Source organism: Streptococcus sp. Marseille-P7375 (genome assembly GCF_902460365.1).
GTDB lineage: Bacteria > Bacillota > Bacilli > Lactobacillales > Streptococcaceae > Streptococcus > Streptococcus cristatus_I.
In genome coordinates, this window is sequence record NZ_CABPTR010000001.1 from 820,884 (window position 1) to 832,750 (window position 11,867).

Annotated in this window: 13 protein-coding genes and 2 pseudogenes; 6 read left to right on the top strand and 9 right to left on the bottom strand. The window is 33.9% G+C overall.

Annotation, left to right across the window (positions count from 1 at the left end; all coding sequences use genetic code 11):
• Nucleotides 1-113 precede the first annotated feature (113 nt).
• The 4 genes from merA to FZ954_RS04265 all read right to left on the bottom strand — a co-directional run bounded on the left by merA (nt 114) and on the right by FZ954_RS04265 (nt 3,439).
• Complete coding sequence (gene merA, locus FZ954_RS04255) at nt 114-1,772, bottom strand: mercury(II) reductase (protein WP_148877357.1); 1,659 nt, start codon at nt 1,770-1,772, stop codon at nt 114-116.
• Between the two features lie 28 nt (nt 1,773-1,800).
• Complete coding sequence (gene merR / locus FZ954_RS04260; protein ID WP_001863748.1) at nt 1,801-2,193, bottom strand: Hg(II)-responsive transcriptional regulator; 393 nt, start codon at nt 2,191-2,193, stop codon at nt 1,801-1,803.
• A 237-nt stretch (nt 2,194-2,430) separates the two neighbouring features.
• Nucleotides 2,431-2,601 carry a hypothetical protein gene (locus tag FZ954_RS11730; RefSeq protein WP_187423332.1) on the bottom strand — a complete coding sequence of 57 codons (171 nt, stop codon included), beginning with the start codon at nt 2,599-2,601 and terminating at the stop codon, nt 2,431-2,433.
• 214 nt (nt 2,602-2,815) lie between these two features.
• Complete coding sequence (locus FZ954_RS04265) at nt 2,816-3,439, bottom strand: cysteine hydrolase (protein ID WP_061600463.1); 624 nt, start codon at nt 3,437-3,439, stop codon at nt 2,816-2,818.
• 274 nt (nt 3,440-3,713) lie between these two features.
• Between FZ954_RS04265 and FZ954_RS04270 the strand changes: the two genes are divergently transcribed.
• From FZ954_RS04270 to FZ954_RS12160, 4 genes and pseudogenes are all read left to right on the top strand, one after another.
• On the top strand, nt 3,714-4,274 hold the full coding sequence (locus FZ954_RS04270) for a TetR/AcrR family transcriptional regulator (protein ID WP_061600461.1): 561 nt from the start codon (nt 3,714-3,716) through the stop codon (nt 4,272-4,274).
• 346 nt (nt 4,275-4,620) lie between these two features.
• Entirely contained in the window at nt 4,621-4,860 is a 240-nt protein-coding gene (locus FZ954_RS11735) for a hypothetical protein (protein WP_230529161.1), read from the top strand.
• A gap of 5 nt (nt 4,861-4,865) precedes the next feature.
• A pseudogene (locus FZ954_RS11740) lies at nt 4,866-5,270 on the top strand (hypothetical protein); the annotation flags it as partial.
• A gap of 22 nt (nt 5,271-5,292) precedes the next feature.
• Nucleotides 5,293-5,670: pseudogene (locus tag FZ954_RS12160) on the top strand (hypothetical protein).
• 458 nt (nt 5,671-6,128) lie between these two features.
• Here the strand turns inward: FZ954_RS12160 and FZ954_RS04290 are convergent.
• From FZ954_RS04290 to FZ954_RS04310, 4 genes are all read right to left on the bottom strand, one after another.
• A complete protein-coding gene (locus FZ954_RS04290) occupies nt 6,129-6,323 on the bottom strand; it encodes a hypothetical protein (protein WP_084911763.1) in 195 nt (64 codons plus the stop codon).
• A complete protein-coding gene (locus FZ954_RS04295; protein WP_001220782.1) occupies nt 6,304-6,636 on the bottom strand; it encodes a hypothetical protein in 333 nt (110 codons plus the stop codon). Before FZ954_RS04295 ends, FZ954_RS04290 begins: the two co-directional genes overlap by 20 nt.
• 359 nt (nt 6,637-6,995) lie before the next feature.
• Nucleotides 6,996-7,835, bottom strand: a complete 840-nt coding sequence (locus FZ954_RS04305) for a phage replisome organizer N-terminal domain-containing protein (RefSeq protein ID WP_001014727.1) — start codon at nt 7,833-7,835, stop codon at nt 6,996-6,998.
• An 8-nt stretch (nt 7,836-7,843) separates the two neighbouring features.
• Nucleotides 7,844-8,125: a hypothetical protein gene (locus tag FZ954_RS04310; RefSeq protein ID WP_000005473.1), complete on the bottom strand. Its 282-nt coding sequence runs from the start codon at nt 8,123-8,125 to the stop codon at nt 7,844-7,846.
• Nucleotides 8,126-8,272: 147 nt separating this feature from the next.
• Between FZ954_RS04310 and FZ954_RS04315 the strand changes: the two genes are divergently transcribed.
• Complete coding sequence (locus FZ954_RS04315; RefSeq protein WP_000181350.1) at nt 8,273-8,791, top strand: helix-turn-helix transcriptional regulator; 519 nt, start codon at nt 8,273-8,275, stop codon at nt 8,789-8,791.
• 51 nt (nt 8,792-8,842) lie between these two features.
• The gene (locus FZ954_RS04320; protein ID WP_148877359.1) at nt 8,843-9,997 is read left to right on the top strand and encodes a site-specific integrase; all 1,155 of its coding nucleotides are present in this window, start codon (nt 8,843-8,845) and stop codon (nt 9,995-9,997) included.
• Between the two features lie 516 nt (nt 9,998-10,513).
• Here FZ954_RS04320 and FZ954_RS04330 read toward each other — a convergent pair.
• Nucleotides 10,514-11,848 carry a sensor histidine kinase gene (locus FZ954_RS04330; RefSeq protein WP_148877361.1) on the bottom strand — a complete coding sequence of 445 codons (1,335 nt, stop codon included), beginning with the start codon at nt 11,846-11,848 and terminating at the stop codon, nt 10,514-10,516.
• Nucleotides 11,849-11,867: the final 19 nt, after the last annotated feature.

The following is an 11,867-nucleotide window of genomic DNA, read 5'->3' on the forward strand; positions in this document are numbered from 1 at the left end:
CTGTAATGTCGAAATCATCAGTGTTAAATTATTTTTGTGACCACAAATGCACTTAGAAAATCCCTTAAAGCATTAGCTGGTTCACTTGAATAGGGAGTTGTAAAAAAGTTCCCTTAGCCTGCACAGCAAGATAATTTCGAAACATCTTTATCAAAAGTTAGGACAGCCAGCTTCAATCCTTCTGCCATTGTTAGATATGGAGCCATCGTTTCTCTCAGATCTCCAACAGTTAAACCGAATTTCACAGCTAATGTTGCTGCATAAATTACGTCTCCTGCGTTTTCTGCCACTACATGCGCCCCTAACACTTTCAATGTTTTCGCGTCTGCCACTAATTTGAAAACACCTGTTGTTTCCCGATTAACGAGCGCTCTTGGAACAGCATCCAACGGCAATACCGATGTTTTCACTTCATATCCTTTTTCTTTTGCCTGTTGCTCCGTTAAACCAACCGTTGCAATCGATGGAGAAGTAAACGTAACGCCTGGAACCACTTCTAAATTGACCTTTTGATTTAGTCCTCCGATTGCATTACGAGCAGCAAGTCCACCTTCATAAGCAGCTACATAAACAAATTGAGGACCGAGAGTGACATCTCCAGCTGAATAAATTCGGGAATTGGTCGTTTTAAGATAATCATCAATGACAATTTCACCACGGAAACCAACTTCAACGCCTGCTGCATGTAAGTTTAATGATTCTGTATTTGGTTTTCTTCCAGTGGCAATTAGCAATTGTTCTGCTTCAATAATTCGCTTTTTACCATTTATCTCAACATGAACTTTTTTAATGTCTCCATCTTGCTCAACTCGTTCATAGGTTGCACCTGTTACTAAATTAATTCCCTGTTCTGTTAAGGCCTTAGTAATGGCTTCTGAAATTTCAGGATCGTATTCTTTTAATAGACGCTCGCTTCTTTGAATCAAAGTGACTTCTGACCCGAGGTTATGAAATAGTTGTCCTAATTCCATGCCGATATATCCTGAACCAATTACGGTAAGACGATTTGGAACCTTCTTTAATTCCAATAAGCTAGTGCTTGTTAAATAATCTACTTCATCTAATCCGGGAATATTAGGTGCAGTTGAAGAAGCACCTGTAGCTATTAAAAATCTTTTGGCTGTGATTTGATTGCCATTTACTTCAACTGTATTTTCATTTACGAATTTTGCTTCACCTTTTATTAATTCAAAACCATAATCATCAATTAAATTCACATATTTTTCATTTCGCATCTCGGTTACTAAATCATTCTTTTGTTTTACTAATGGCGCTAAATCAACATTTGAAGCCGAAGTGTGTAATCCCACAAATGGATTATTTTTTGCTAGATGATTGATTTCCCCTGCTCTTAATAAGGTCTTAGAAGGAACGCATCCGACATTAACGCAAGTTCCACCCACCGTTCCACGCTCAATCATAGCCACTTTTGCGTTCAAAGTAACGGCTTCAATGGCAGATGAAAAGGCAGCTCCACCAGAACCGATGATGATGTAATCATAATCATAGTTACCTTCATCATTTAAACTTACATCTGTCCTTTTTTCCGATTGCACTTGTATTTCTTCTGCTTCGCCCGGGTGATAATTTGCGTCAGCAATCGCCTTTATTGCACTTTCAACCTCAATATCATCGGACAGTTCAAATACTGCTTCACCACGACGATAACTAGACTCAATATTTTTAGCACCTATCTTTTCAAGTGCTGATTCTACGTGTTTTTCACAACCCGTACAAGTCATTCCTGAAATGTTTACCTTAAATTTATTCATAAAAAAGCTCCTTTCGTTAATTAATCTCTCATGTTAATGTTTCTATTATTGGACACGAATGTAATTGCTTTTCATCTGGACATCGTTGTTTTAAGTCGTCTAACATAGTTTCAATTCGTTTTAAATCCTCTATTTGTTTTTGCACTTCCTTTTGTTTTTTAGAAACAAATTCGAACATATCTTGACAACGAACTTCATCTTTATCTACAACACCAAGTAATTTATAAATCTCGCTTAAAGAGAAACCAAGTTCCTGTATTCGTTTAATAAACCCAACACGCTTAACGTCATCATATGAATATATCCGATAACCAGCTTCCGTTCGGTGAGGTTCTTGTAATAAATTTTTTCGCTCGTAATATCTGATCGTTTCTTTATTAACTCCACATTTATCTGCAAACTCACTAATGCGATAAATCATCTTATTTCACCCCCTGAATATTATAAACCATGTACCATAGTACACGGTCAAGTAAATTGGACTATTTTATTTTTTTCCCAAAGTATCACTCGTATGTGATTGATACTTTTATATAATACTATTGATTATCCTAACATCCCACCAGAAAATCCGATTTAAACACCAGTTGTTTTTAAACTATTAAGAAAGTAATTCCACTATATATTCCGAAGACCCAAATTTATCAAAACCAAATCCTCACTTCCAGAACTTCCACCATCTCTTAGTCTTCTGCTCCATCAGCAATTGATTATCTTTTTGAGTCGCTAAGATAATCGTATGCAGTTGATTAATCTGCTTCTTGTCATCATCTATCTGACCTTTGAGATCTAAAATATGCTCATCTTTTTCCTGTATTACATTTGTCATACTTTACAACTTCATTTATTTTTCGAACTGTATTTTCTCATATATCACTTTAATAAAGACATGGCGTTTTTTCCTTTCTTTTTCTAATATTAATGTCTCTAAAAAGATCGAGCAATCGATAACCATTCTTGGATACAAGTCAAAAGTAAAAAAAGAGAGTAAAACTCTCTTTTTTTATCTATTTGAAGTCCTTTCTTTATGCCAAAGTTTTATACTAAAGTTGAGCGATAACTTCCTCAGTTGTCAAAACTTGGTTGGCAATGTAGCCGTAGTTTGTCAGGGCAGCTTGGTAGGCTTCTTCACCTGGAGCACCGACAGCATCGTTAACAACAATGACATTGTAGCCTAATTCTATGAGTTCACGCATGTGTGAATCCACGCAGAGATTAGCATTCATACCAGCCAAGATGACGGTGTCGATACCATTTTTGCGGAGTTGAAGGTTAAGGTCGTTGCTTTCTGGGCCAAAGATTTTATGTCCGTTGACAACAATAGTATCTTCATCCAAAAATGGTTTAATCTCTTCAATCATATCTGCTCCAGAGCCTTCTGGAATTGCCGAATACTGGTTATCACGCCAAAACATTTCGTTTTCAATCATCATCGTTTCACCAGCAGCTTTAAATTGCCACTTGTGATCGTGTGGATAGAAGTAGTGCGGTGAGATAAAACGCTTGTAGCCACGCTCTTTAGCAAAAGCGAAAAGCTTTGTCAGATTTTCAATAGTATTAACTTTTTCAAGAACGTCTTTAGTTGCTCCGAATCCTTTACCAGGATGTTTTAGGAATTCAACTTGTGGGTCTGTGATAACAAATGCGACATTTTTCTTATTGAACATGAGGTTCCTCCTAATATGATTTGATTAACAGCCTATAGGAATTTAGACTGTTAGTAACAATTTTGCCTATCGAAATAGGACGATTTTCCAAATGGTAGTTTCAGTTATATACTGACCGTTCGGTACAATTATAATAACATCTAAAATCGAATTTGTAAATCAATTTGCTCAGAACAAAAATTTTAATGATAAAACAGTGGCAAAAGGAGGTGGTTTCAATTGTTTGGTCTCAGACTCTGAATCTGCTATAATAGGAAAAAAGAGAGGTGAGCAGATGAGCGTTAAAGAGCGTATTTTACAAAGTGCTGAGGAATTGATTTATCAGAAGGGTTATGATGCCACCTCCATCAGTGACATCATGGAGGTGGCTGATGTTGGCAAGGGGCAGCTTTATTATTATTTCAAATCTAAGAAGGAAATTGGTTTGACGGTCATTCAAGATATTTTAGCAAAGTGGCGAAAAGAGCTTTTTGAAGATATTTTTGAAGCAGACAAGTCTTACAGTGACAAGTTTTCGGATATGATTGACTGGGTTTGTCAATTTCATGAAAGTCAGACAGTCTTTTATGGTTGCCCAATTGGTAATCTGATTGTGGAATTGTCCACAGAAGATGAGAACTTCCGCTGTCCTCTCAATGATTTTATGACCCAGTGGACAGAGAAGTTAGCCAGCCTCTTGCAAGACCTGCATGCTGACTGGTCAGAAGAACGGTCGCAGTTGCAGGCCCGTCAAGTCATCTCCAGTATTCAAGGCAGCATTGTCATTCTCAAAGTCAGCCAAGACATCCAAGTTTTGGAAAATAATATGACGGATTTGAAAAAGAATTATTGTTAATTTATGGATTGTGGTTAAGAGGTAAGAATGACAACAGATATTAAAACTGAAATTGGTCATAGAGTAAGACAGGAACGTGAACGTCACAAATTGACGAGAGAAGAGATCTGTGGACAGAAGCTGACTTAATAATCAAACAGCTGATGCGTACTGAGCTTGGGCAATCCTTGCCAACAATTACTAAGTTACAATATTTATCTAAGCGATTAGAAGTTCCGATAGATACTTTTCTTGAAAATAAAGAACTAGCTCTTCCTGAGGAATACTTTAAGATAAAGTACCGTATCATGAAGTCTCCAGTATAGTATATGGAGATTCCAAGCGTATTACGGAAAAACTAACTTTAATTGAGGAAGTTTATAATTGTTACGGTGACATCCTTCCTGAAGAAGAGTTGCTGAGTCTAGACTTGATTGAAAGAATATTAGGCTTGATAAGAACAGGGACAGGTAGTTTCGCTGAAGATATTTTTGATGATTATTTTAAGCAAGTAACACTAAAGCAAGTTTACACATTCAATGATTTACTATTAATTGATTATTTTGCTATGCAATGTCAAGACTTGATTTATAGAAGAGAGCATTAGATGATTTTCGGATTAAGTTGTTGAAACAGCAATTAGTTAGTGATGAAATGTATAATGTAGAGCTACTATCAGTTCTTTGTGCCATAGCGGGTGTTTATGTTGTTCGTAATGACTATAAGCATATGATATCTCTAGTAAAAAAGATGAATGAAATTTTATCAGTAACAATGTTGCAAGTCTATAAACCTGGAATTTCAGTATTTGAAGCTAAGAGCTATCTTTATTTTGAAAATGATAAAAATAAAGCAAAGGAACTTTATCACTCAGCAACTATACTAGCTGAACAATTTGATGATAAAGTATTTGATAAAAAACATTTACTAACTTTCCGAAAAATAATGATTTTCCCGAAAGAAATAGATCAACCTAAAAAATTACTGTCTTACTTATGTAATGTTTCTTTAATATAATATAGAAATAAAAAGTATGTAAATGAAAAGATTTATCACATTACTTTTAGTGTCTCTATCTACAATTTTATTAATTGCATGTTCTAACCAATCAAGCAATTCTTTAGATGGCGAATACCGTTGAATAAACGAGAGTAGAAATGAAGTTGCCTTTACCATTTCAGGTAACAAAGGAAATAGCAACAAAGGAGAGGCCGACACCTTTACAATTGATAAAGACAGTTCAACAATCGAACTGACTGGCTCTAATATCATAAAACGAAAAGAGAATTATACCTTCAAGGATGACGTATTCACTGTAGATATTTCAAGAACAAAGCAGGAGTATTACAAAAAGGATAGTGAAGAAATACAGCGACAAGTAAAACCCTCAAACTATTTGATATTCTTTATACAATAAAAACGCTTTTGTACTGACCCCAAAAGTTAGATTTTTTCTGTCTAACTTTTTGGGGTCAGTACACACCCGCATAGCGGGTATTTTTTTGTCTCGCACCTAGCGGAGTGAGACAGGCTAATAGTCACATAATAAAAAATTTACTTAAAGTCATATTTTAAATACTGTAGAATAGTTCTTTCTAAAACTTACTCCCAAATTTTTTTGCTCGTATAATTCACCAGGGGTTTGGGGATTCCCCAAAATTCAAATCACCCAAAAAGTACATACACTGTGTGTATACAAATTTTGGGGGTGATTTTAGAAGTGTGTGTATACAGACTCTGAGCTCGCAAAGTCATATTATGATAAATCTTTCCTTCTCGATAAAATAATCAAAAAAATCACTTTAGCTGTACTTTGTGTGTACAAATATTTTAGGAAGATATATAAAAAACGCTGCAAAATTTAACAGCGTTTCCTTATTTTAAAATTCTCATATGTCTTTCTTTTTTATGGTTAGCATCATAGTATTCTAGCATCGCATAATACAAACGAGCCTTCGTCTTATCTTGTTGTTTAATTCCATGAAGAAATAATTCTGCTCGCTTTAATTTCAATATGTATTCGCATATCTGATCAAAATCCTTATCCATATTACTTTTGAAAATAAACATCTTTTTCCTCCATCACATCAACTATTTTTTGCATCAAAATAGACATATCCATTTTGTTTTCATAGCTTATTCTCCCAACTACAGTTGCAAGACGGGCTATAGAATTGATATTCTTTCCGACTTGTTCCAACTCTTCTGTTAAAGGAACTAAACCTTCAAAAGAGACTTTTTGGATGTTCAAATCTGTTCGTATTAATTTTTGTCTAGCAAACTCAGAAAAATTACGAATATTTTCCTTCCTCATACAATCATTTAATTTTTTATTTTCTTCTTCCGTCAAAAACACCTGTTTCAACACAGATTTTATTCTCATGGTCCTATCACCTCGTTTTCTTATTTAGTCGTTTTACAAGTTCTTTCACTTGTTTACTTGTCTTCTTTTCATATTCTATCATCAACTCAACACAGTAGTGAAATATCCTTACATTATCCAAATCTTCACTTTGTTCTGCTATTCTTTCTAACTGACGTAAGTTATTGATAATTCTTCTAACTTGAAATATAAAGTCATGATAAGATTCAAAATCAAATTGAAGATAAATAGGCGAACTCTTAAACAACATTTTCCTAGCATAAGAAGAAAAATTTAGATGATTTGTCATTTCAATCAAGTTATTCACTATTTCATTCTGCTCTTCAGTGATATAACATTTCTTTAGAACAGTCCTATATCTACTCATTTATCATATACTTCTTTCGGGCATTTTCATGGGCAATAGCTTTGCACTCCAGCATACGTTCCTGCTTTAAATTCTCCATAGACTTAAATAAATACGCTAAAGGAGAAGTCGCATCCTCAGGAATCCGTTCAATCATGCTAATAACTTCATCACTAGTTACATACCCACTAGCCAAATACTCGCCTATCTTCATCTTCTGAGCATGTGTTAAAGTGTAATTGTTAGGATACAAAAATCTATCATTGTACTTATAAGAAATGGATTCTAACAAAGAATAATATTTGGGTGGAATATAAGTTTCAGGCTTTCTAGAACTATTATCCAGTATATTCTCAATCTCTTTCTTATTCTTACTCTTGTTCTTAATCTCTTGCGTTACATTATCATTTTCATCCGTTACTGTAACGTTACAGTCTAAAACGAGTTGTGGCTCGCCTGTAATTAGTGCTTTTTGTTTTTGTCTATGACGAGCAACACGTTCCCTAGTTTGTTTCCTAATCTTTTCTAGTCCATCTATATTCTGATGTTTCTCCCATTTTGGAATGGTAATAGCGCCATCTATGATTTCTATCATGCCAAATTCTTCAAACATACTGAGAGCTAATTTTACAGATGTAGCCTTTCGTCTAAACACTGTTGAAAGCATCTCTTCTGTATAATAAACCTTGTTCCCTAGACTTAATATGCCACTATTATTTTGCTTTCCTGCAAGCACCAGAATTTTAAACCATATTACAATAAGAGTATCTCCTTCTGGCATTGATTCTATTAGCTGAATTTTTTCATCATCAAATATATCTGTTGTTATCTTGATCCACTGAACACCATTCATACTAGTACCTATCTTTCATATTGCTTCAACCATCGTGTTACTGCTCTTTTATCGTATAAAGTCACTCCATCAATCACCATGGTTGGCATTCCTTCTTTCGTCCATTTTTGGATTGTTGTCGTAGATACATCTAACCACCTAGACAAACCTGACATACGAACCATGGGTTTATAAAGTTCTTTATCTTCAAATACTCTTACTACAGCATTTGAAATCATCTCATCATAGTGAGCACGTAATTGCTTCTCTAATTCTTTAGGAAGCTGGACAACTAAAGTAGTTTCCGACATAAATTAACACCTCATTTCTAAATTAAATAAGCTCCGAAACCATTTAATTTGTTATTCATTTTGAATTATATATCCTTTTTGAATTTTTGTCAAGCTTTTTTATTCAAAAAGAATAAAATGTGTTATAATGATAAAAAGGAGGTTCTTATGACGAATCATATTACTAAACTGATAGAAAATAGCGGAAAAAAATTGACAGAAATTAGCGAAGCTACAAATATAGCCTATCCTACACTTTCTGGATACAATCAAGGAATCCGCAAACCTAAAAAAGATAATGCTGAAAAATTGGCAAAATACTTTAATGTTTCCGTCGCTTACATTATGGGACTTGATAGCAACCCACACGCTCCATCAAATCTTAAAATTGTTACAGATAGTTTCAAAACATCTAAAATTGGTTCTGTGACACCTTTTAAAAGCGATATGGAGAAGTTAAAGAAAAGTATCGAATTTGGCGAAAGGGCATTAACACTACCACTTGATGATAGTTTTTCAGATGAATTTCGTCATATATTCTCAGAATACCTAGCTGAGAAAAATAAACGTTTTATGTCTGAGTTTATAGACTATATGAATCACCAAAATAAAGATTCTAAAGTTTGGCAGAGCTGGATTAAAACAGACGAATACGCTATCCGCCAAGAAGATAGAAAAAATAGATAGACACTCATTTCTCAACTACATAAGCTCCGAAAACTTAGATACGGAGAAAAAATGTCTATACACAAATACAAAACAAAAAAAGGAATCCTATACTATGTCAGCTTTTACATTGGCTTAGATGCTTATGGAAAGAAAAAAAGGCACTTAAAGAGAGGGTTCAAAACCAAAAAAGAGGCAAAATTGTACGAAGCTCGTTTAGAAGCTGGTGTCGTTGCCCCCACAGTAAATACCGACAAACCTAACCCCAAAGTCACTTATAAAGAACTTTATCAAGAATGGTTTAAGGCCTATGTTGGTACCGTTGAAGAAACAACTTCTTCCCAAACTAAGAATATCTATCGAATACATATTCTACCAATATTTGGCGATAAATTTATTGACCAAATCAGTCCTTTAGACTGTCAAAACTTTATTACACAAAAATCTCAGACTTTCAAAAATATCAAACAGATAAAATCCTATACCTCAAAAATTTTTGATTTTGCAATCAACATGAACTACATTGATCGAAATCCAATGAAGAATGTTATCATGCCTAAAATCAAAAAAACTAGATTAGATAATTTTTGGTCTCTGGAGGAATTACATCATTTCCTTGATATAGTGAAAGAAACTGAGCCATTTAAACATTTTGCTTTATTTAGACTGCTTGCATTTAGTGGACTACGAAAAGGGGAGTTATATGCTTTAAAATGGGCTGATATTAACTTTGACAGCAATCTATTGAACATAGATAAAAGTCTAGGAAGAATTGACGGTAAAGCGATTGAAAAGAGCACAAAGAATGAATCTTCAGTTCGTACAATCTATCTTGATGATAAGACAATCGATATTATTAAGCAATGGAGAAATTTCTATCTGAAAGAACAATCTCACTTTCCTCTTACAAAGCTGAATATTAGTAACGAATATATGTTCTCTTACATATCAAGTAATGACAAAATTGAACCTTTGCATGCTGATTACATTAATAACGTACTGAATCGAATTATTAAAAAGCATAAATTAAAACCAATTAGCCCACATGGGTTTAGACATACACATGCAACACTTATGTCTGAAATTGGAATCGATCCTTCTAATACATCAAAACGTCTCGGTCATGCAAGCAGTCAGATGACATTAGATGTCTATACTCACACCACAAAAACTGGTGAGAAAAACTCTATTGACAAATTTGCAGATTATCTCAATAAAGCAAAATAGAATTATGATTTTTAAAATTTTGAAGAGGTTATCAGAAGGTTATCACAAAGCTATTCTAGCTCAAAAATCGACAAAAAAGCACTTTGCAAAATCTTTGCAAAGTGCTTTGAAACGTTGATATAATCGTATTGATTAACGTTTTGAGAATTGTGATGCTTTACGAGCTTTCTTAAGACCTGGTTGCTTAAAATCATAATGAATAGAGCCAGACTAGGAAGCTGGGCAGTTAAAAATCGCATTAGATATGTATTGCTATATAATTTCTTCATTTCTTGTCACTCCTCACAATTAAATAACAAAAAACCAGACAACAGTTTGAATTTAAATTATATTTGTCTCTAAACAAGGCATTTCTCTTAGTGCCTTCGTATTCTTAAACCCTATATTAATTATAGCACTTTTAAACAGGTGTGGCATAAAAAATCTTAAATTGTCTTTTTTTACTCATAAACAGTTCTTGTTACTCTCATTGAGTTAAATCAAGTGGCAAATCTAATCATTCGCAATCTAATAAATTCATTTTATCTCCAACTCTTGTCTAAAAGAGTGATCATGACTAGTGGTTCTCAGAGAAACATTGGGATAGTGGCTGATAATATTTTGAACATTGGAGAGACCAAGCCCTCTATTTTCTCCTTTAGTGCTAAAGCCCTTTTTAAAAATAGTATCGGAATGGATAGAAAACTCTTTTATTGTATTCTCAACAATAAAAATCTGCCTACCTTCCTGCTCCAAAAAGGCAAAAGAAACCACTGGAGGACTAGTCTCCACTGCTGCTTCCATAGCATTATCAGCCAATATGGAAACAATCGTGATAAAATCAAGCAACTCCATTCCTTGAGGTTTGATTTCCTGCGGAACTTCCAAGCCAATTTCTATTCCCTTGCTCTGAGCTTCTAGAAATTTTGCTGACAAGACGCTCTTGAGAGCATCATTGTGGATATTGGACAGACGACCCAAATCATATTTAGATTGGTTGAGCGCTTGACCTGAGTCTTTAAGGACTTGGTTATAAATCTGCTCGATGGCTGGTAAATCATGCGTATCAATTCCCAACTTCAGACTCCTTAAAATATTGATGTAATCATGCCGGAAACTTCGCAACTCATTATAAAGTTCTTCGATATGCTGACTGTAATCGGACATATTTCTCAACTGCAACTCTCTTTGTTCACTTAACTGCTGTTGAATTCGCTCTCGCAAATTACGGTCTAGGATATTTATCGAACTGAGAAAGAGAATGATATAAACTATCACAATTAATTTTCTATATGGCAAATTAACTGCATTATGAGTTATTTCTAAATAAGAGAAAAATTGTACAAATACAATATAAAAAATCATGGATATATTAAGGAAAATGACTAGGTGTTTATCAGCCTCATTTAATCTAAATTCTCTTAACCGCTTAAATTTATAATGTAGTAAACTTGGGATCCATAACGATAGTAAACTAGCTACAAAAGCCGTAATATTTAAAATAAGCTGTTCTTCATTTATTAGTTGGTTATATTCCAAACCGAAAATAGGAATAACAAAAAAAGTTAATATACGATATAGAAGATTCCAAAGAACAACTGGGAAAAGACCATAAAAGATAGATAACGTTATAGGAATAGAATTCTGTCTAGTTAATAATAAAGAAAAAGTTAAAAAATAAACTGGAAGATCTAAGTAAGTTAAAAAAGTTTCACTAAATAAAACAAAAAGTAGAATATTAAAAAATATATAAATAAAAGGTATTAAGACGTACTTAATCCATGTCAACTTAACTCCACTGATACGTGAAAATAAGAAAGACAGAGCTATCATTTCGAAAACAAGTAAAACAACTTGTATTATTCTTGGCATAATTCCTCTCCCACTTCTA